Consider the following 22,431-nt stretch of genomic DNA (forward strand, 5'->3'; position numbering starts at 1 on the left):
TTTTGTAGTGTAATTATTTTGAAAATAAATTATTAAAAAGTGCGATGAAAATCGCACTTTTTTATTTGCAAAAAGGTAACAGGTAACATATCAATTTTTCGTAAATTTAGGGTTTATAATTTAATCAATTTATCAATGGAAATTCCAAACGAATTTAAAATAACATCACTCTTACATCAAAAAACGTATTTGGTTGGTGGCGAATTAAAAGAATGGAAAGGCGAAAATGCTGAAGTATATTCTACAATTTCATCAACCAAAGAATACAAACCAACTTTACTGGGTTCTGTGCCAGATTTAACTGGAGATGAAGCTATAGAAGCTTTAAATGCAGCAGTAAAAGCCTATGACAGAGGGCAAGGTTTATGGCCAACTATGAAAGTAGAAGGTAGAATTGCAGCTATGGAAAAGTTTGTGATTCAGATGAAAACCAAAAGAGAAGAAATTGTAAAATTATTAATGTGGGAAATTGGTAAAACCTTACCAGATTCGCAAAAAGAATTCGATAGAACTGTAGAATATATTTACGATACTATTGAAGATTACAAGCAAATGGATAGAGATTCTGCTAAGTTTGAAAAAAACAGCGGAGTTCATGCACATATTAGAAGAGGTCCTTTAGGCGTAGTTTTATGTTTAGGGCCTTATAATTACCCTTTAAATGAAACTTTTGCTTTGTTAATTCCTGCTTTAATGATGGGAAATACAGCTATTTTTAAACCAGCAAAACATGGTGTTTTGTTATTATCACCACTATTAGAAGCTTTTCAAACTAGTTTTCCTGCAGGTGTTGTAAATATTATTTATGGAAGAGGTAGAACTTTAGCAACCCCAATCATGAAAACTGGTTTAGTTGATGTTTTAGCATTGATTGGAAATAGCAAATCTGCCAATGCAATTCAGGCAAATCATCCGCAGAAAAACAGATTACGATTAGTGTTAGGTTTAGAAGCTAAAAACCCAGGAATTGTTTTACCAGATGCAGATTTAGATTTGGCGATTGAAGAATGTATTTCTGGAGCAACTTCTTTTAATGGGCAAAGATGTACAGCTTTAAAAATATTATATGTTCACGAGCATATTGTAGATGAATTTAATAAACGTTTTGCAGCAAAAGTAGATGGGTTAAAATTTGGAAATCCTTGGGAAGAAGGTGTAAAGTTAACACCATTACCAGAACCAGGAAAACCAGCATATATTCAAGAATTAATTGATGATGCTATTGAAAAAGGAGCGAAAATCATCAATAAAAAAGGAGGAGAAACTAACGAAAATTATATTTTCCCAGCAGTTTTATATCCTGTTTCTAAAGATGCAAGAGTTTTTGAGGAAGAGCAATTTGGACCTGTAATTCCTGTAGTTTCGTTTAAAAACATACAAGAACCTTTAGATGATATGGCTGCCTCAAATTACGGACAGCAAGTAAGTGTTTTTGGAAGCGAAGTAAAAACGTTAGCACCTTTAATTGATACTTTAGTAAACTTGGTTTGTAGAGTAAATTTAAACAGTGCAGCACAAAGAGGGCCAGATGTGTATCCTTTTACTGGTAGAAAAGATTCTGCAGTAGCAACATTAAGTGTGCATGATGCTTTACGTTCTTTTTCTATTAGAACCTTTGTAGCATCAAAAGATACACCATATAATAATGCTATTTTGCAAGAGTTGTTAGATAAAAAAGCATCTAATTTTATCAGTACAGATTATATTTTATAATTCTTATTTTTGTGATGATTTTAAACGTATGCAATTTTATGAAAAATTTTAAATTATTTATTATAACAGTAGCATCTGTACTTTTATTAATTAGTTGTGCAGGTGATAAAAAAGAAAAAAAGAACAGTTCTGTTGAAGTTGAAAAAGAAGTTGTAAAAAAGTCATCTGAAAATGATGTTTACAAAGTTGTTGTTACTGGCGACGATTTTATGAAATTTAATAGAAACAAAATTACTGTAAGTGTAGGTCAAAAAATTGAGTTGACGCTAAAGCATACTGGTAAATTACCAAAAGCTGCAATGGGTCATAATATTGTGATATTAAAACAAGGAACTGATGTAGCAACATTTGCACAAAAAGCAATAGCAGCAAGTGAAAATGATTATATTCCAGAAGACGATACTGATGTTATTGTGAACACTAAAATGTTAGGTGGTGGAGAAAGTGATACGATTACTTTTACAGCGCCAACAGAAAAAGGAGAATACGATTTTATTTGTAGTTTTCCTGGTCATTATGCAATGATGAGAGGAAAGTTTGTTGTTGAATAAACGGATTGTTTTATATAAATTAAAAACCATTTTTTAGAAATTCTAAAAAATGGTTTTTGTGTTTTTACGAAGTTTTGTGGTATAAGAATTAACGGATTTTTTTATTGAATATTTCTTTTTGATATGATTTAGATTATAATTTCAAAATTAGAAACTTTCAATACTATAAAATACTATATGTCAGTTTTTTATGTTTATTTTCCTAAAGGAATAACAATCAATCCAGAAAATTTTTCTGAAAAATTCACGACTGCTTTGTCTGCTTCTAGTTTTGTTTTATAATTACCAACTTGCACTTTCCAATAGGGTTGATCGTAATCAAGTTTTGTGTACACGTTTGGGAAATTAATTTTGAATTTACTCTCTGTGCTTCTGGCTTTAGTTTCGTCTCCATAATAAACTTGTATACGATAACCATAACCATATTGTTTGTTAAAAGATCTTTTTTTATCGATTAAAGCTTTCACTTCATTACTCGTGTTTGTTTTATTTTGAGAATATAAATTGCTAGTTCCTAGTGCTATAATAAAAAAAATAATAGGTAAAAATGCTTGCTGTTTCATAAAAAAATATTTCTACAAAAGTAACGTGTATAAATAGAATATATTGAGAAAACACGTTATTTAGAATTATTATAAATTGATATTTATCATTCCTTTCCTTTTCCAAAATTTAGCAATATGTAGTACTTTTGTCAGACTGTTCAAAAAGCGTTTTTTGAGCTATTTTATACACGATACTAAAAATAGTTTGTAAATATGAAAAGTGTAGCATTACACAGCCTACTAAAAAGAGCTCTTTCTAAGAGTTTTTTAATAGTCCTGTTTTTTACAATAAGCTTATCTTCTTATTCCCAAGATGTGGATGCAGCTCGCCAAAGTGAAGGGCGAAAGTTGTATAAATCTCTTTGTGCTTCATGTCACAAATTAGATAGAAAACTAGTTGGTCCAGCTTTAGGAAATGTAGAGGAAAGAAGAGAGAATGAGTGGTTATTGGCTTGGATTAAGAACAATGCAGAGTTAAGAGCTTCTGGAGATAGAGACGCAATTGCTATTTATGAAGAATACAATGGTGCTGCAATGTCCGCTTTTCCTCAATTAAGCGATGATCAAATTAATGATATTTTATACTATACCACTGTTGGTGATCCAGTTAAAACTCCTGTTGTTGGAATTGATGGAGCTGCTGATGGAGGTGAAGGTCAAGGAAGTTCTCCTCAGTGGATTATCTATCTTTTAGCAGGTGCTATCGTTGTTGCTTTTTTAATGATTGCTAGTTTATTAAAACAAGTAAATGAGTTAAAAGGAAATACAGCTCCAGGTTCAAAATCGAATTTAAAAAGAGATTTACATGAGCTTTGGGAAGGTGTTAAAGGAAATACTTTCTTGCATGTAGTAACTACTATTTTTGTATTGTTGATGGGTGCATATATAGCTTTCGGAACTTTATTCAAGGTAGGTGTTAACGAAGGTTATATGCCTTTACAGCCAATTGCTTTTTCTCATAAAATCCACTCTGGTGAAAATAAGATTGAATGTCAGTATTGTCATTCTTCTGCAAAACATAGTAAACATTCAGGAATACCGTCTGTAAACGTTTGTATGAACTGTCATATGAATATTGCTGAGGTTGCAGAAGGAACTCAAGTTGAGTGGGATGGAGTTACTTATGGTAAAGCTGAGTTAGATAAAGAAATTGCAAAAATTTACGAAGCATCAGGTTGGGATCCAGAAGCTTTAGAATATACTGGAGAAGAGAAACCTATTAAATGGATTAGAATCCACAACTTGCCAGATTTCGCATATTTTAACCACTCACAACACGTAACTGTTGGTGGAATAGAATGTCAAAAATGTCATGGACCAGTAGAAGAGTATGATGAAATGCGTCAATTCTCACCTTTAACAATGGGTTGGTGTATCAATTGTCATAGAGAGACAAATGTAGATTTAAAAGGAAATGAATACTATGAGAAAATTCATAAAGAATTAGCTCAGAAGTATGGGGTTGAGCAGGTTACAATTGCGCAACTTGGTGGTTTAGAGTGTGGTAAATGTCACTATTAATTAAAGAAGAAAGATAGTTTTGTTTTAATGAAAATTAAAATGAATAACTAACAACTAATAACAATAAAGTAAATGGCTTCAAACAAAAAATACTGGAAAAGTGTTGAGGAACTAAAAGATAGTTCTATTGTTGAAACGTTAAGTAAAAATGAATTTGTGGAAGAAATTTCTACAGATGCATTTTTAGGTGATAAAGAAACATTAGAGAAATCATCTACTTCACGAAGAGATTTCTTGAAATATGTTGGCTTTACTACTGCTGCAGCTTCTTTAGCTGCTTGTGAAGGACCTGTAAGAAAATCGATTCCTTATGTAGTAAAACCAAATGATATTATAGCAGGTGTTGCAGATTGGTACGCAACTTCTATGGCAGATGGGTATGATTTTGCAAATGTTTTGGTAAAAACAAGAGAAGGTCGTCCAATTCAAATCATGCCAAATAAAGAGGCGAATGGAACTACAAGTGCAAGAGTTCAAGCTGCTGTTTTATCCTTATATGATGAAAAATTACGTTTAAAAAATCCAACGAAAGCTGGAGAATCAATTTCTTGGAATGATGCTGATAAAGAAATTGGAGCAAAATTAAATGCCTTAAACGCTGCTGGTAAACCTGTTGTTCTATTAACAGGAACTTTAGCAAGTCCTTCAACAAGTAAAATTATTGAAGAATTTATTGCTGCTTATCCAAATACAAAACATGTAGTTTATGATGCGGTTTCAGAATCTGGTGCTGCAGATGCAATGATGGCTATGTATGGTAAACGTGTTTTGCCTAAATATCATTTAAATAAAGCAAAAACAATTGTTTCTTTTGGTGCAGATTTTTTAGGAGATTTCCATGGAGGATTTGAAAAAGCATATATAGAAGGTAGACAGCCAAAAACTGGCAATATGTCTTACCATGTTCAGTTTGAAAGCAATATGTCTTTAACAGGTGCAAATGCTGATAAAAGAGTGGTTGTAAAACCATCTGATCAAGTTTTTGCATTGTTAAACTTATACGCAGCTATTACTGGTACTAATCTTTCTTCAAAAGCAACTCCAGTTGATGCAGAAGTTAAAAGAATGGCGAATGAACTTAGAAAAGCAGGTTCAAAAGGTGTTGTTTTAACAGGTTTAAATGATGTAAATGCGCAATTAATTACATTAGCAATTAATAAAGCATTAAATAGTGAAATCGTTGATACAACCAATACATTAAACATCCGTCAAGGGAATGATGCAGAAGTTGCTCAATTAATTTCAGATATGAAAGCTGGTAGCGTTGGAGGATTAATTTCTTACAACGTAAATCCTGCTTACAGTTTAGCGAATGTTGCTGATTTTACTGAAGGATTAAATAAGGTAGATTTAAAAGTTGCTTTGTCAACAGAAAATAGCGAAACAGTTGATGCAATGGAGTATGCATTGCCAACATCGCACTTTTTAGAATCTTGGGGAGATACACAATTTGATGCTGAAACTTATGGTTTAATGCAACCAACGATTCAGCTGTTATTTGATACGCGTCAAGTTCAAGATGTTTTATTAAAGTGGTCTGGAAGCTCAACTAATTATTACGATTATTTAAAAACCTTTGCAACTTCAACTGTTTTAGGTGGTAGTTCTTGGAATACAGCTTTACATAATGGTTTCTTTAAAAGAGAAATTGTAAGTAATGGATCTATTTTAAATAATGAAACCGAAGTTGTTTTTGAAAGTACAGTTTCTATAGGAGCTGCTGCAAATGCACTTTCTAGTGAGGCTAAAAAAGCATCAGGTTTTGAGTTAAACTTATATACAAAAACTGGTTTAGGAGATGGTAAACAAGCGAACAATCCTTGGTTACAAGAATTCCCTGATCCAATTACCAGAACTTCTTGGGATAATTACCTAACAATGTCTATAGCTGATGCTAAAGAGTTAGGTTTTTCAAATCCTGTAAAAGATAATGGTGCTATTGATGGAGACTACGCAAAGGTTTCTGTGAATGGAAAAGAAGTTACTGTTCCAGTAATGGTACAACCAGGTCAGGCAAAAGGATCTGTTGGGTTATCACTTGGTTTTGGTAGAACTTTCGGATTAAAAGAAGAAATGCAAGTGGGTGTTAATGCGTATCCTTTATATCAAGGAAGCAATAACATTCAATACAATGTAACAATTGAAAAAGTTGCAGGAACTCATAAGTTTGCTTGTACACAAGTACAAAAAACAATTGCAGGTCGTCACGATATTTTAAAAGTAGCATCTCTTAAAGAGTATAAAACAGTTGATCCTAAAGATCATCATCATGGTTGGAACAAACCAGCGTATGTATCTTATGATCATCAAGAAGTAGAAGCAAACACAATTGATATTTGGGATGAGCATAATAGAGAATTAGGGCATCACTTTAATTTATCTATAGATTTAACATCTTGTACAGGTTGTGGAGCTTGTGTGGTTGCATGTCACGCAGAAAACAACGTTCCAGTTGTTGGTAAAAACGAAGTTAGAATAGGTAGAGATATGCACTGGTTGCGTATTGATAGATATTATTCGTCAGAGGTAGAAACAAGAGAAGATGCTAAAGAATTAGGTTTAGGAATTGCTGCTACTTATGAAGGTTTAGAAACTGAAGCAGAAAACCCTGAAGTTACTTTTCAACCAATGATGTGTCAACATTGTAATCATGCTCCTTGTGAGACTGTTTGTCCTGTTGCTGCAACAACTCATGGTCGTCAAGGACAAAACCAAATGACGTATAACAGATGTGTGGGTACAAGATATTGTGCAAACAACTGTCCTTATAGAGTTCGTAGATTCAACTGGTTTGAATATGCAAACAACAATGAATTCGATTTCAATATGAATAACGAATATGGTAAAATGGTATTGAATCCAGATGTTGTTGTTCGTGGAAGAGGAGTTATGGAAAAATGTTCTATGTGTATTCAAATGACACAAGCAACAATTTTAAAAGCGAAAAAAGAAGGCAGAGCAGTAAATACAGATGAATTTGAAACAGCATGTTCATCAGCATGTAGTACTGGAGCATTAGTTTTTGGTGATGTTAATAATAAAGAAGATCAAGTAGCTGCTTTGGCAGAAGATAATAGAGCTTATAACGTATTAGATTACTTACAAACGAAACCTAATGTAATCTATCAAGTTAAAATAAGAAACACAAACGAAGCGTAATTAAATTTAAGGTATAAAATATGTCTCATTACGAAGCACCCATAAGGGAACCTTTAGTATTAGGTGATAAAACTTATCACGATATTACCGAAGACATTGCGAAACCTATTGAAGGGAAAGCAAATAAGAATTGGTACATCGCATTTTATATTTCTTTAGCAGCAATGCTTTGGGGATTTGGATGTATCTTTTACACTGTAGGAACAGGTATTGGAGTTTGGGGATTGAACAAGAACATTGGATGGGCTTGGGATATTACTAACTTTGTTTGGTGGGTAGGTATTGGTCACGCAGGAACATTAATTTCTGCTGTACTATTATTATTCCGTCAAAAATGGAGAATGGCCATAAACCGTTCTGCAGAAGCAATGACAATTTTTGCCGTTTTTCAAGCAGGATTATTCCCAATTATTCACATGGGGCGTCCTTGGAATGCGTTTTGGGTGTTACCACTTCCGAACCAATTTGGTTCTTTATGGGTAAACTTTAACTCACCATTATTATGGGATGTATTTGCAATCTCAACATATTTATCTGTATCCTTAGTTTTCTGGTGGACAGGTTTATTACCAGATTTTGCAATGATTCGTGATAGAGCTGTAAAGCCTTTTCAAAAGAATATATATGCTTTATTAAGTTTCGGTTGGTCTGGTAGAGCAAAAGATTGGCAACGTTTTGAAGAAGTATCTTTGGTACTTGCAGGTTTAGCAACTCCACTTGTACTTTCTGTACATACAATTGTATCAATGGATTTTGCTACATCAATCAATCCAGGTTGGCACTCAACAATATTTCCACCTTATTTCGTAGCTGGAGCAATCTTTTCAGGATTTGCAATGGTACAAACGTTATTAGGTATTATGAGAAAAGTTACAAACTTAGAAGATTATATTACACGTATGCACGTAGAATATATGAACATTGTAATTATTCTTACTGGTGGTATTGTAGCTGTAGCGTATGCAACTGAATTTTTTATTGCATGGTATACTGGTTCACCTTACGAAAATTATACATATTTATCTGTAGGTGCTGCAACAGGACCATATGCTTGGGCATTCTATTCGCTTTTATTCTTTAATATCTTAACGCCTCAATTATTATGGTTTAAGAAAATAAGAAGAAGTTTTATTTGGACTTTTATTATATCAATCTTTATAAATATTGGTATGTGGTTCGAACGTTTTGATATTATTGCAATTGTATTAAGTAAAGGTCATTTACCATCAACTTGGTGGCGTTTTGAGCCAACGTTTGTAGATGTTGGGATCTTTATAGGAACTATTGGATTTTTCTTTGTATTATTCTTATTATATGCAAGAACTTTCCCAGTAATTGCACAAGCAGAAGTAAAAACAATATTGAAATCTTCTGGTGAATTTTACAAGAAGAGAAGAGAACAAGGGATTCCTACAAAACCAACGATTGTATTGGTTGATCAAACAATTAAGGAAGTAAACCCTGATAAAAATAAAAAAGGATAATTATGGAATCATCAAAAGTTATTCACGCATTTTATAATGATGATGAAATTCTGATGGATGCAGTGAAAGCTGTAAAAGCAGAACATCATCACATAGAGGAAGTTTTTTGTCCATTTCCTGTTCATGGTTTAGATAAAGCCATGGGATTAGCACCAACAAGATTAGCAATTACAGCTTTCTTTTATGGTATTACAGGTTTAGCATTTGCTATTTGGATGACAAATTATATGATGATTCAAGATTGGCCACAAGATATTGGTGGGAAACCAAGTTTTTCTTGGATCGAAAACATGCCAGCATTTGTGCCAATTATGTTTGAATTAACGGTATTTTTTGCAGCACATTTAATGGTAATCACTTTTTACATGAGAAGTAGAATATGGCCATTCAAAAAAGCTGAAAATCCTGATCCAAGAACTACAGATGACCATTTTTTAATGGAAATTCCTGTACATAATAATGTGGATGAATTAACTGCATTACTAACAAAGACAGGTGCTGTAGAAATTAATGTAGTAGATAAGCACTAATAAATAGATAATGAAAAATTTAAAATTAATTATCGGTTTAGCAATCCTTACAGGTTTTATTTCTTGTAATGATAAAAGAAAGCCTCAACTTGAGTACATGCCAGATATGTATGTTTCTATTCCTTATGATGCTGATGATGCTGAGGGTTTAAATGGTAAGCCAGTAAATAGTAAGCCAGTTGCAGGAACTATTCCAGTAGGAGGACATCCTGCTTACGATATTCCTAATACTCCAGAAGGTTATGAAAAAGCAAAGGCAGAAGTAACAAACCCTATAGAGGCAACTGAAGAAAATTTAGAGAATGGAAAAGCCATGTATGAAATATATTGTATTTCTTGTCATGGAAAAAAAGGAGATGGTAATGGATATTTGTCTCAAGCAGAAAAGTTTGAAGGAATACCTAGTTATAAAGATAGGGATATCAATGCAGGAAGTATTTATCATGTGTTAATTCACGGTAAAAACTTAATGGGTTCTCATTCAGGTCAATTAACATATAACGAACGTTGGCAAGTTATTCATTATGTTGAACAATTGCGTTCAGACTTATTAAAATAATTACATTAAGAAAGAATTCGAAAGATATGTATCAATTCTCGGGTAAATTAAAAACATTTTCATTAGCACTAATTTTATTAGGGGTTATAGGAATCGCATACAGTTTCCTTACAGCACCTTCTACAATTCAAGAAGCTAAAGATATTATTGCGCTCCAATCATCTCATGGAAGTGATCATGGAGATTCTCATGGAGGAGAACACGAAGATAATGCTCATACCAAAAATTACGAAAGTACTTCAGGTGAGCACAATTCTAGTGAACACATAGATCAAGAAATGAGTGCTCATGGTGCACATAATGATGATAGCCATGCAGAACATGTTTTACATCAACTACAAAATAGACCTTGGTCAGCTTTCTATGTAGCCTTATTTTTCTTTTTAGGAACTACATTATTAGTTCTGGCATTTTATGCATCTCAAAGAGTTGCACAATCAGGTTGGTCTGTGGTATTATTTAGAGTGATGGAATCCATTACTGCTAATTTGGTACCAACATCAGTAATCATGTTGATCATCATTATTTTATCAGCAATGCATATGAATCACTTATTCCCTTGGATGGCAGAAGGTACTTTTGATCCTTCAAGTGAGAATTATGATGCCATTGTAGATGGTAAATCTTGGTGGATTAATATACCAGGTTGGACAATTAGAAGTATTATTTATTTAGCACTTTGGAATGCTTATAGATTTTTTATCCGTAAAAATTCAATTAAAGAAGATACAGCTAATGATGGAGGAAAAACATACAAGTTAAACTATAACGTATCTGTTGGTTTCATTTTTGTATTTATGCTTACAGAAACTATGATGTCTTGGGACTGGATTATGGGATTAGATCCTCACTGGTTTTCTACATTATTTGGTTGGTATGTACTTGCTAGTTTGTTGGTAACTGCTTTAACTGTAATAGCATTTGTAACGATATATTTACGATCTAAAGGGGCTTTACCTGGTGTTAATGACAGTCATATTCACGATTTAGCAAAGTTTATGTTTGGTTTTTCGGTATTCTGGACGTATTTATGGTTTGCTCAATTTATGTTAATTTGGTATGCAAACATTCCAGAAGAAACAACTTATTTTGCAGCTAGATTTAACGAATATAAATTACCATTTTTAGCAATGGTTGTAATGAACTTTGTTTTCCCAATATTGTTACTTTTAAATAGTGATTACAAGAGCATTCCTTGGTTTGTTGTACTTGGAGGTATTGTAATTTTAGGAGGTCATTATTTAGATATATTTGTAATGATTATGCCTGGAACTGTTGGAGGTCAATGGTATTTTGGAATCCCAGAATTAAGTGCTTTATTGTTCTTTATAGGAATATTTATATTTACTGTCTTTAGTTCATTTGCAAAAGCAAACCCAATACCAAAAGCGAATCCGTTTTTAGAAGAAAGTGAACATTTCCATTACTATAATATTGAACATAGAGGAGAAGGTTCAGAGAATCATCATTAAATTAATTAAGAATTAAATAATAAAGAAAAGATATATATGCTAGCTCTATTTTATATTTTTATAGGTGTTGCAATAGGTGTAAGTTTTTGGCAGATAACTAGAATTTTAAATTTTAGAGGTGTTATAGCGAACGATCAAGACAATGCAAAACAAGGAAAGTATTCATTATATTTCTTAGTTTATTTTTACGCAATAATGATTTATTGCCTTATTGCCATGAATGTTATTATGTTACCAGAATCAGCTTCTATTGAAGGTGAGCATGATGACAGATTATTCGATATTACTTTTTGGTTGATTGGTATTGTTCAGTTTTTCATGCAATTTTTAATTTTCTATTTTACTTTTAAGTATAAAGGAAATAAAAACAATAAAGCTAAATTTTATGCAGATAGCCACAAATTAGAAATGATTTGGACTATTATTCCAGCAGTTGTTTTAGTTGTTTTAATCGGTTATGGTTTATGGCAATGGAACAATGTAATGGATTTAGATGATGAAGAAGCTGTTGTTATAGAAGTATATTCTTATCAATGGGGTTGGCATGCAAGATATGCAGGAGAAGACAATACTTTAGGTCAAGGAAACGTGAATTTTATTGAAGGTATAAACACAATGGGTGTTAATATGGCTGATAAAAATTCTCAAGATGATAAACAAGTAACTGAACTTTATTTGCCAAAAGGTAAGAAAGTACATTTCAAGTTCCGTTCTCAAGATGTATTGCATTCAGCTTACATGCCTCATTTTAGAGCACAAATGAATTGTGTTCCAGGGATGGTTACAGAATTTGGTTTTACACCAAAATATACTACAGAAGAAATGAGAATGCAATCTGAAGTAGTAGAAAAAACAAAAGGAATTAATTTAGTAAGAGCTGCTAAAGGAGAAGAATTATACGAATTTAATTATTTACTACTATGTAATAAAATTTGTGGAACATCTCACTACAGCATGCAAATGAAAATTACAGTTGTTGAGCCAGAAGAATATGAAAAATGGCTAGAAGAACAACCAACTTTAGCAACAGTTATCAATAAATAAAAATTAAAAGACTCTACAAATAAATAGATTATGTCAGAACATCATCATAAAGAAACATTTGTAACAAAATATATTTTTAGTCAGGATCACAAAATGATTTCTAAACAATTCTTAGTTACAGGAATGTTTATGGGGATTATTGCAGTTCTAATGTCAATGTTATTTCGTTTACAATTAGCTTGGCCAGATACATCATTTACCATTATCGAAGCTTTTTTAGGAAGACATCAAACAGATGGTATTATGAGTCCAGATATATATTTGGCTTTAGTAACCATTCATGGTACAATCATGGTATTTTTTGTATTAACAGCTGGTTTGAGTGGTACATTTTCGAACTTATTAATTCCATTGCAAATTGGAGCTAGAGATATGGCTTCTGGTTTTTTAAATATGGTATCTTATTGGTTATTCTTTTTATCAAGTATAATCATGGTAATTTCCTTATTTGTAGAAGCAGGACCAGCATCTGCAGGTTGGACGATTTATCCTCCATTAAGTGCATTACCACAAGCTATTCCTGGTTCAGGAGCAGGTATGACACTTTGGTTGGTTTCTATGTCAATTTTTATTGCTTCTTCTTTAATCGGTGCCTTAAACTACATTGTTACTGTACTTAATTTAAGAACAAAAGGAATGAAAATGACAAGATTGCCTTTAACTATTTGGGCTTTCTTTATTACTGCTATTATTGGAGTTGTTTCATTTCCAGTTTTATTATCAGCAGCGTTATTATTAGTTTTTGATAGAAGTTTTGGAACATCCTTTTATTTATCAGATATATTTATTTCAGGAGAAGTCTTACATTATCAAGGAGGATCTCCAGTTTTATTTGAACATTTATTCTGGTTTTTAGGACATCCAGAGGTATATATTGTATTATTACCGGCATTAGGAATTACATCTGAAGTTATATCAACAAATGCAAGAAAACCAATTTTTGGATACAGAGCAATGGTCATGTCAATTATGGCAATTGCCTTCTTATCTACAATTGTTTGGGGTCACCATATGTTTATTTCAGGAATGAATCCATTTTTAGGTTCAGTCTTTACATTTACAACGTTGTTAATTGCAATTCCATCTGCAGTAAAAGCATTTAATTATGTGACTACTTTATGGAAAGGAAATTTGCAATTGAACCCAGCTATGTTATTTTCTATTGGATTAGTATCAACTTTTGTTACAGGAGGTTTAACAGGTCTAGTATTAGGAGATTCAGCTTTAGATATTAATATACATGATACCTACTTTGTTGTAGCGCATTTCCACTTAGTAATGGGTGTTTCTGCTATATTTGGTATGTATGCAGGTATTTATCACTGGTTCCCGAAAATGTATGGTAGAATGATGAATAAAACATTAGGTTATTGGCATTTCTGGATTACGATAGTTTGTGCTTACGGAGTATTTTGGCCAATGCACTTTATTGGATTAGCTGGTTTACCAAGAAGATATTATTCAAACACAGCGTTTCCAATGTTCGATGATTTAGCTGATATCAATGTAGTAATTACAATATTTGCTTTGGTAGGTGGTGCAGCTCAAATTATATTTTTAGCGAATTATTTTATTTCAATTTATAGAGGAGAAAAAGCAACGCAAAATCCTTGGAAATCTAACACATTAGAATGGACAACTCCAGTAGAACACATACATGGAAACTGGCCAGGAAAATTACCTGAGGTTCATAGATGGGCTTATGATTATAGTAAGAGAGTAGATCCAAATGATGACGATAGTGATTATTTACATGGTCAAGACTATGTACTACAAACAACTCCACTTTTAGAAGGAGAAGAAGAATCTTAATATCATAAAATTTATTTGAAAGCCTTTCCTATTTGGAAAGGCTTTTTTATTTTTATGAAAATCATTTTTTTATATAAGGTTTTTAAAACCTTATCGATATAAAATGCAAATTCATTTATCTTTGTAACTATGAACGAAAACTTGAATCCTGAAAACACGAACTTCTCAAACGAAGATTTAGATGTAGAAAAAAAATTACGTCCACTTTCTTTTGAAGATTTTGCAGGTCAAGATCAAGCAATCGATAATCTTAAAATATTTGTTGAAGCAGCCAATCAAAGAGGTGAAGCTTTAGATCACACTTTGTTTCATGGACCTCCAGGTTTAGGAAAAACTACGTTGGCACATATTTTAGCAAATGAATTACAAGTTGGAATTAAAGTAACCTCTGGTCCTGTTTTAGATAAACCAGGAGATTTAGCAGGTTTATTAACAAATCTCGATGAAAGGGATGTACTGTTCATTGATGAAATCCACAGATTAAGTCCAATAGTAGAAGAGTATTTATATTCTGCAATGGAAGATTACAAGATTGATATTATGATTGAGTCTGGCCCAAATGCCAGAACTGTTCAAATCAATTTAGAACCCTTTACTTTAATTGGTGCCACTACAAGGTCTGGTTTGCTAACTGCACCTATGAGAGCTCGTTTCGGAATTAGTAGCAGATTGCATTATTACACAACTGAATTACTTACGACCATTATTCAAAGAAGCTCACATATTTTGGGCGTTCCAATATCAATGGAAGCAGCTATAGAAATAGCTGGTAGAAGCAGAGGAACACCAAGAATTGCAAATGCTTTATTAAGAAGAGTTCGTGATTTTGCGCAAATAAAAGGCGATGGAAATATTACCATACAAATAGCCAAATATGCTCTAAAAGCTCTAAATGTTGATGCTCATGGTTTAGATGAGATGGATAATAAAATATTGGCAACAATTATTGATAAATTTAAAGGAGGTCCTGTAGGTTTAAGTACCATTGCAACAGCAGTTTCAGAAAATACAGAAACTATTGAAGAAGTGTATGAGCCTTTTTTAATTCAGCAAGGTTTTATTATGAGAACCCCAAGAGGAAGAGAAGTTACAGAATTAGCTTATACACACTTAGGTAGAGTAAAAGGGAGAAGTCAAGGGGAATTGTTTTAGTTTTTAAGAAATAAGAAATAAGAAACAAGAGAAGAGAAAAGATAAAAAGAATTTGGACTTATGATAAAATAGACTTATTGCTGAAGATATGTTTACATTATTAAAAGATAATAAGAAAATTTAAACAGAAACACACAACAGTAGGAGTCCCTTCCCTTTGGGAAGGTTAGGATGGGAAACACACAACAGTAAGAGTTCCTTCCCTTTGGGAAGGTTAGGATGGGCTTATGAATATAAAAAAAGTAATACCAATTTTAGAATGGTTACCAAACTACAACAAAACCCTTTTTAAAGGCGATTTAGTTGCAGGGATAACTGTTGGTATTATTTTAATTCCACAAGGTATTGCATACGCTCTTATTGCAGGCTTGCCACCAATTTATGGTTTGTATTGTGCTTTAGTTCCACAGATTATGTATGCGATATTTGGGTCTTCAAGACAAGTGGCAATTGGACCAGTTGCAATGGATTCTTTAATTGTAGCAACAGGAGTTTCTACATTGGCATTAGCAGGCTCAGAAAGTTATATTTCAATTGCAATTTTATTGGCTCTTTTAGTAGGTTCTATCCAATTTATTCTGGGTATTTTTAGTTTAGGTTTTATTGTCAATTTTCTATCAAAACCTGTAATAACCGGATTTACATCTGCTGTTGCCTTGACAATTGGTGTAAATCAATTTAGAAATTTATTAGGAGTAGATTTTATCCAAAGTGATCAAATTCAGCATCTTGTAGAGGATATTTGGTTGCAAATTCATAATTTTGATAACGCTACAACTGTAATAGGATTACTTTCTGTAATCATAATTATAATCTTTAGAAAAATCAATAAAAAAATTCCTAGCGCTTTAATTGTTGTAATTCTTGGTATTTTAGTCATGAAATACTTTGGAAATTCTTTTGTTGATGTTTCCATTGTAAAAGATATACCCTCTGGATTACCCTTTTTTGGAGTGCCAGAATTCGATTTAGACCAAGTTAAAGAATTGTTACCAATTGCATTTACGTTGGTTATGGTTGGGTATTTAGAAACGATTTCCATAGGTAAATCTTTAGAAGCAAAACAAGACGAATACAGAATAAGACCAAATCAAGAATTAATTGCTCTAGGTTTGGCAAACATGGTTGGATCTTTATTTAAAGCTTACCCAACAACCTCTAGTTTTTCAAGATCTGCTATTAATCAAGAAAGTGGTGGGAAAACAGGAATGGCTGCCTTAATTTCTGTGGTTATGGTAATTATAACCTTACTTTTTTTAACGCCATTATTTTATCATTTACCAAAAACAGTTTTAGCAGCCATAATTATTGTAGCGGTTTTTAACTTAATCAATTTTAAAGAAGCTGCTTTTTTATGGAAAGCAAATAATTTAGATTTTTGGTTAATGTTAGCAACCTTTTTAGCAACACTATTATTGGGCATCGAATATGGGATAATGGTTGGAGTAGGTTTATCCTTAATTGTTTTAATTTACAGAACGTCTAAACCTTATATTACAGAGTTAGGAAAAGTACCAGACTCTAATTTTTATAGAAATAAAAATCGTTTTGAAGAAGTAATTATAGACGATGATATTTTAGTTTTTAGATTTGACGCGCAAATTTTTTATGCCAATTCAAATTATTTTAGAGATCATTTAGATTTAATGGCTGATAAAAAAGGGAAAGCTTTAAAATTGATAGTATTAGATGCAGAAAGCATCAACAGAGTAGATAGTACAGGTGTAGAAATGTTGAAAGAACGTATTAAGTATTATAAAAAGAAAGGTGTAAATTTTTATTTTGCAGGAGTAAAAGGTCCTGTTAGAGACGATTTGTTTAGAAGTGGAATTTTAGATATTATAACGATCAATCACTTTTTTATGAGAGCAAATCAAGCTGTAAAATTTTATAAAACAGGCGATAGAAAACATCAAGAAAAGTACGCAAAATACATCCATCAAGCATATAAATAAGTAATTTTAACCTGCAAGGTCTTTTTCTTGACCTTGTAGGTTTTTATAAATAATAATTTTTTAATAAATACCTACAAGGTTCTTTTGCTGAACTAGATCCAGTATCAAACATTGCAGGAAAACAACAATAGTATGATTATAGAACAAATTTACACAGGCTGTTTAGCACAAGGTGCCTATTATATAGAAAGTAATGGCGAAGTTGCTATCATAGATCCTTTAAGAGAAGTACAAGATTACATTGATAGAGCATCAAAAAACAATAGCAAAATTAAATATATTTTCGAAACACATTTTCATGCAGATTTTGTAAGCGGTCATGTAACTTTAGCCGAAAAAACAGGAGCAAAAATTGTTTTTGGGCCTACAGCAAAAACTAATTTTGATGCTATTATTGCAGAAGATAATCAAGTTTTTAAAGTTGGTGATCTTACAATAAAAGTGTTGCATACTCCAGGACATACAATGGAAAGTTCTTGTTACCTGTTAAAAGATAAAAACGGCAAAGACCATGCTCTTTTTAGTGGAGATACGTTGTTTTTAGGTGATGTTGGAAGACCAGATTTAGCCCAAAAAGGCACTTTAACCCAAGAAGATTTAGCAGGTTTATTGTTTGATAGTTTACGCTATAAAGTAATGCCTTTGGCAGATGATGTAATTGTATATCCTGCACATGGAGCTGGTTCTGCTTGTGGTAAAAACTTAAGCAAAGAAACTGTGGGTACCATTGGCAATCAAAAAGAAACCAATTATGCTTTAAGAGCAAACATGACCAAAACTGAATTTATCAAAGAAGTTACAGATGGTTTATTGCCTCCACCAGCTTATTTTCCTTTAAATGTTCAAATGAATAAAGAAGGTTATCAGTCAATTGATGAAGTGATTAAAAATAGCGCAAAACCTTTATCTGTTAAAGATTTTGAATTGGTTGCGAATACAACTGATGCTATAATTTTAGATGTTCGTCATCAAACAGAATTTATAAAAGGCTTTATTCCACAATCTATTTTTATTGGTATTGATGGTGGTTTTGCACCTTGGGTGGGTGCTTTGATTAAAGATACAAAACAACCAATTTTATTGGTAGCTCCAGAAGGTAGAGAAGAAGACACTATTACACGTTTGTCTAGAGTTGGCTTCGATAATGTTTTGGGTTATTTAGAAGGTAGTTTTGCTTCTTGGCAAAATGCAAATAAAGAAATAGATACTTTAAAATCTGTTTCTGCAACTGTTTTAGGCGATAAAATTGAAGAAAATGCTATCGTTTTTGATGTTAGAAAACCTGGCGAATACGAAAGTGAACATGTAGAAAATGTGCCAAGTACACCTTTATCTTTTTTAAATGATCACATTACAGAATTTCCTAAAAAAGATGATTTTTATGTGTATTGTGGAGGAGGCTATCGCTCAGTAATTGCATCCTCCATCTTAAAAGCAAGAGGTTTTCATAACGTAATTGATGTTGCAGGAGGTTATGCTGCCATCAGAAATACAAACATCAAGAGAACTGATACAGCAGTTTGTCCATCCACTTTAAAATAAGAGAATGAAACCTATACTTTTTTTTTGTTCATGAGCATTTTTTTTATCAATTGTGATAAAAAACAGCATGTTGAAAGTATTACAACTTTAGAGTTAAAGGAATTGTTGGCTACTAAAGATATTCAATTGATGGATGTTAGAACACCAGAGGAAATAAATGAAGGTTTTATAGAAACTGCAATTTTTGCTGATTATTTTGATGAAAATTTTAAAACGAAAGCAAGCAATCAATTAGATAAAAGTAAAAAAGTATATCTGTATTGTAGATCTGGAAATAGAAGCGAAAAAGCAGGTGTTATTTTAAAAGAAGCAGGTTTTAATGTGATTCATGTTTCTGGTGGTTTTAACCAATGGAAAAAAGAAAATTAGAACTAAATATTTTATACTGTATAAAGTTTTGGTTGGTTTTTATGTTGAATCAAATTCGGAATAGTTTTTGATTCAAAAGTTAAAATCAACTAAACTATTTTATGAGAAAATTACTCTTTTACTTTGCATTTTTATTAGTATTTCAAATCTCATCACAAGAAAAATTAGGAAGACCTTTTTTTACAGGAACATTTAATTTTACTTTAGGCATCAACGAAAATTATACTTTAGAGCCAGATGATGGAGAGGCCTTAATAGTACCTGCAGCAATTTTTTTTAGAGTTGGTGTTGGGTATGAATTTAAAAAACGATTGGCAATTAGTTTACATGCAGGTTATGACTTTCATTGGAATTATGCAGTAGATGCTTTCCCTACATACACAACTTTAAGATATAATGTTTCTGAAAGAGAAGATGATACTTTTTTTATAGAAACAAGCTATGGAAAAATGTGGAGACCAACCAATAATTATTCAGATGGTAATTATTATGGATTTGGAATGGGTGCTCAAATTGCAGGTGAAAAAAGATGGAACACCATTGTAAGATTAGATTTTCATAGAAAAGGTCTTATTGGCTTTGATAATAATAGGTTAGATAGTGTTTCTTTTGGAATTGGTTTTTCTTTCTTTTAAAACCAAAATTGAATAGAAATAGTGTTATTCAATTGGTTGATTTTTTGGCATAATTATCAATGGGCATTTTTTTATATTTTCGATAATTTTGACTGTATTTGATGCATATTTACTAAAACATGTTTCTTTTTTAGATTTTGTAGCCATTATAATGAAGTCTAATTTGAGGTTTTCAATTGTTTTTTGAATTCCTTTTATCAAACTTTCACATTCAGATACTGCATAAAATTTATGATTACTTTCCTTATAAATTGCTGAATATTTATCAACTAAAAGGGCTAAACCTCTTTCAGATTTTTGTTTCGGTTTTTCTAGCCAGTCTCTACTAGCCTTTAAAAAGTTTAAAGCTTGTAAGCCAGCAATATTTAAAGAATATATATTTAAAAGATAAAAAACACAAGCTTCGTTTTTATGTAAATGAACAGCATATTCTATAACGTGATCATTGTTATTTTCAAATTCTATAGGGATTAAAATTTTTTTCATGATACTTTTTAACTTTTTTAATAGTTATATTTAGTCATTATTATCTAGGTTAAGTTGTTTATTTACATCAACATAAAATTGATCTTTTAGCTTTATATAACGATCCATATGCTGTAAATAATTCTTTTTGTGTATTTTATGTTCATTCAAATAAGTAGTATCACATTGCGTGTCTTCACATTCTGCAATATGTTCTCTAATACTCATATATTTATGCAAAATACTTAATAAATGATTATTTTCTTGGTTCATTTTTTCAAATTCTAACAATATTTCTTCATCATTTACATGGTTACTATTTAAAGAATTGCTACACAATTTAATTAAACTTGTTAGTTCTTCTTTTGTAAACCTTAATTGCATTAACCAATTAGAAAGTTCTTTAGTATTTAGTTTATGAGATTTATCTACTTCTGTGTCGTGCTTAAATATATTGGTGTTTAGTAAGTTCATAATTTAATTTTTAAAGTAATACTTCTATTCGTTTATGGTTTTCATCTTGTGTTACAGCAACAATTTTAATTTTACTTTGTCCACCAGGAAAATCCCAAACTAGTTCATCATTTTCTGAATATCCAAAAAGGGCAATTCCCATAGGCGATAAAACAGATATCTTATGTTCTTTTATGTTTTTTTCTGATGGAACAACAACCTTTAAAGTATTTTCCCATCCATGTTCTGCAGCTACTTTAACAGAGCTATTAAATCGAATTACATCTTTTGGCATTTCTATTTCATCTACAATTTGTGCTGTTTTTAATTCTCCTAATAATCTTTGTATAGAACTTTTTGTATTGGAATTATCAGTGTATGTATTCATATTTAAAAGTCGTTTTAAATACACATATTCTTTTTTTTCTAGTATAATATTTCCGTATTTCATGTTGATGTAATTTTCAATAAATGATTTTTTTTTCTTTACTATAATTTAAGTTGATAAACATTTTTAATCAGATGCGTAAGCAAAATCTGGTTCGGTATTTTTATGCTTATAAATAGTTGTTGATTCTTCAAAATCGCAACAGGACCAAACTTTTTCTTTAGTATCTGTAAGAACGCAAGCAGTATTATGAATGCAAATACTGCATATGTTTAAAAAATTTGTTTTCATAAATATTCTTTTAGTATTAATACTATTAATGGCAAGCTGTATGCCAGTAAGTTTTACAAATAAACGATATGCTGTAAAACCTTTATCTACAATGGTTTTGTTGAGAAATTCTTTATAATTGATAAATTTTAAATTGAGTATTAATTACGCAACTGGGTAATAATGATGCTTTTCTAAAAATTAATACTTATAAAAAAACCTTAACAGATAAACTGTTAAGGTTTCACAAACTAAAAAAATAACACTAACTACTAACTTAACTAACTATCTTTTTTAACTCTAATTTCTCCAGATTTTATAGCTTCTTCGAAATTGATGGTCACACTTTTTATTACTTTATAAAATCCAGATCCATCAGTTGGTTTTACTTTTATTTTTGTAGAACCCTTTTTTTTCTTGATAACTTTAGTAACAATTACTTCTTTACCATTAACAGTTTGGTTGGTTAAAACACCACCTCTTTTAAGGATAATATTTTTTCTAGGAAAATTTATATGTTTGTAACTGTTTCCAGAAGGTTTAACTATTTCATAAATATCTCCTTTTTTTACTTCGATATTTTTTTCTTGTGCATTTAAAGTCAAACTTCCTAAAACAATGAATATTGCCATTACATAGTTTTTCATCTACTAAATTTTAAATTAAACATTCTTACTCTTTATAGTACAATCTACATGCCAAAACAATGTTTTTAACGTGTAAAATTTTTAACATGTTGATATATAGGGTTCTGTGAAAATTAAGTAAATTTATCGATATTTAAAAATTGTGTAATAATTACTCGCTAGTGT

At 31.4% G+C, this 22,431-nt stretch carries 20 protein-coding genes; 15 read left to right on the forward strand and 5 right to left on the reverse strand.

The genetic code is table 11. The annotated features are described in order from the left end of the window. The first annotated feature begins 135 nt into the window (after positions 1-135). Positions 136-1,713 carry an NADP-dependent glyceraldehyde-3-phosphate dehydrogenase gene (locus P161_RS0107915; protein WP_026776477.1) on the forward strand — a complete coding sequence of 526 codons (1,578 nt, stop codon included), beginning with the start codon at positions 136-138 and terminating at the stop codon, positions 1,711-1,713. Positions 1,714-1,751: 38 nt separating this feature from the next. Beyond that, positions 1,752-2,264, forward strand: coding sequence for an azurin (azu, locus tag P161_RS0107920; RefSeq protein WP_026776478.1), 513 nt, complete (start codon positions 1,752-1,754; stop codon positions 2,262-2,264). Positions 2,265-2,458: 194 nt separating this feature from the next. Here the strand turns inward: azu and P161_RS0107925 are convergent, their stop codons facing one another. Continuing rightward, positions 2,459-2,827, reverse strand: a complete 369-nt coding sequence (locus P161_RS0107925) for an SPOR domain-containing protein (protein WP_026776479.1) — start codon at positions 2,825-2,827, stop codon at positions 2,459-2,461. Between the two features lie 195 nt (positions 2,828-3,022). On the opposite strand from P161_RS0107925, the gene P161_RS0107930 reads away from it, so the two are divergent. From P161_RS0107930 to P161_RS0107990, 13 genes are all read left to right on the forward strand, one after another. Continuing rightward, a complete protein-coding gene (locus P161_RS0107930; protein WP_026776480.1) occupies positions 3,023-4,330 on the forward strand; it encodes a c-type cytochrome in 1,308 nt (435 codons plus the stop codon). Between the two features lie 72 nt (positions 4,331-4,402). Next, entirely contained in the window at positions 4,403-7,489 is a 3,087-nt protein-coding gene (locus tag P161_RS0107935) for a TAT-variant-translocated molybdopterin oxidoreductase (RefSeq protein ID WP_026776481.1), read from the forward strand. A 20-nt stretch (positions 7,490-7,509) separates the two neighbouring features. Continuing rightward, positions 7,510-8,973, forward strand: a complete 1,464-nt coding sequence (gene nrfD / locus P161_RS0107940; protein ID WP_026776482.1) for an NrfD/PsrC family molybdoenzyme membrane anchor subunit — start codon at positions 7,510-7,512, stop codon at positions 8,971-8,973. A 2-nt stretch (positions 8,974-8,975) separates the two neighbouring features. Next, the gene (locus tag P161_RS0107945) at positions 8,976-9,503 is read left to right on the forward strand and encodes a DUF3341 domain-containing protein (protein WP_026776483.1); all 528 of its coding nucleotides are present in this window, start codon (positions 8,976-8,978) and stop codon (positions 9,501-9,503) included. A 10-nt stretch (positions 9,504-9,513) separates the two neighbouring features. Beyond that, positions 9,514-10,062, forward strand: coding sequence for a cytochrome c (locus P161_RS0107950; protein ID WP_026776484.1), 549 nt, complete (start codon positions 9,514-9,516; stop codon positions 10,060-10,062). Between the two features lie 26 nt (positions 10,063-10,088). Beyond that, positions 10,089-11,534, forward strand: a complete 1,446-nt coding sequence (locus P161_RS0107955; protein WP_026776485.1) for a hypothetical protein — start codon at positions 10,089-10,091, stop codon at positions 11,532-11,534. A 36-nt stretch (positions 11,535-11,570) separates the two neighbouring features. Further along, positions 11,571-12,578 (forward strand): cytochrome c oxidase subunit II, encoded by a 1,008-nt coding sequence (locus tag P161_RS0107960; RefSeq protein ID WP_026776486.1) that lies wholly within the window; start codon positions 11,571-11,573, stop codon positions 12,576-12,578. Positions 12,579-12,608: 30 nt separating this feature from the next. Then, positions 12,609-14,390 carry a cbb3-type cytochrome c oxidase subunit I gene (locus P161_RS0107965; RefSeq protein ID WP_026776487.1) on the forward strand — a complete coding sequence of 594 codons (1,782 nt, stop codon included), beginning with the start codon at positions 12,609-12,611 and terminating at the stop codon, positions 14,388-14,390. A gap of 129 nt (positions 14,391-14,519) precedes the next feature. Beyond that, a complete protein-coding gene (gene ruvB / locus P161_RS0107970) occupies positions 14,520-15,542 on the forward strand; it encodes a Holliday junction branch migration DNA helicase RuvB (protein WP_026776488.1) in 1,023 nt (340 codons plus the stop codon). A 227-nt stretch (positions 15,543-15,769) separates the two neighbouring features. After that, a complete protein-coding gene (locus P161_RS0107975; RefSeq protein WP_026776489.1) occupies positions 15,770-17,497 on the forward strand; it encodes a SulP family inorganic anion transporter in 1,728 nt (575 codons plus the stop codon). Positions 17,498-17,629: 132 nt separating this feature from the next. Then, positions 17,630-19,039, forward strand: coding sequence for a rhodanese-like domain-containing protein (locus P161_RS0107980; protein WP_026776490.1), 1,410 nt, complete (start codon positions 17,630-17,632; stop codon positions 19,037-19,039). Positions 19,040-19,069: 30 nt separating this feature from the next. Further along, positions 19,070-19,408 carry a rhodanese-like domain-containing protein gene (locus P161_RS0107985; protein ID WP_026776491.1) on the forward strand — a complete coding sequence of 113 codons (339 nt, stop codon included), beginning with the start codon at positions 19,070-19,072 and terminating at the stop codon, positions 19,406-19,408. 101 nt (positions 19,409-19,509) lie between these two features. After that, complete coding sequence (locus P161_RS0107990) at positions 19,510-20,043, forward strand: hypothetical protein (protein ID WP_026776492.1); 534 nt, start codon at positions 19,510-19,512, stop codon at positions 20,041-20,043. Positions 20,044-20,067: 24 nt separating this feature from the next. Here P161_RS0107990 and P161_RS0107995 read toward each other — a convergent pair whose 3' ends face one another. The 4 genes from P161_RS0107995 to P161_RS0108020 all read right to left on the reverse strand — a co-directional run bounded on the left by P161_RS0107995 (position 20,068) and on the right by P161_RS0108020 (position 22,251). Continuing rightward, on the reverse strand, positions 20,068-20,529 hold the full coding sequence (locus tag P161_RS0107995) for a universal stress protein (RefSeq protein WP_026776493.1): 462 nt from the start codon (positions 20,527-20,529) through the stop codon (positions 20,068-20,070). 30 nt (positions 20,530-20,559) lie between these two features. Beyond that, complete coding sequence (locus P161_RS0108000; RefSeq protein WP_026776494.1) at positions 20,560-20,982, reverse strand: hypothetical protein; 423 nt, start codon at positions 20,980-20,982, stop codon at positions 20,560-20,562. Between the two features lie 10 nt (positions 20,983-20,992). Further along, on the reverse strand, positions 20,993-21,412 hold the full coding sequence (locus tag P161_RS0108005) for a GreA/GreB family elongation factor (protein ID WP_026776495.1): 420 nt from the start codon (positions 21,410-21,412) through the stop codon (positions 20,993-20,995). 488 nt (positions 21,413-21,900) lie between these two features. Further along, positions 21,901-22,251 carry a hypothetical protein gene (locus tag P161_RS0108020; RefSeq protein WP_155810444.1) on the reverse strand — a complete coding sequence of 117 codons (351 nt, stop codon included), beginning with the start codon at positions 22,249-22,251 and terminating at the stop codon, positions 21,901-21,903. Positions 22,252-22,431 lie beyond the last annotated feature (180 nt).

This window comes from Polaribacter sp. Hel_I_88, from assembly GCF_000687935.1.
Lineage (GTDB): Bacteria > Bacteroidota > Bacteroidia > Flavobacteriales > Flavobacteriaceae > Polaribacter.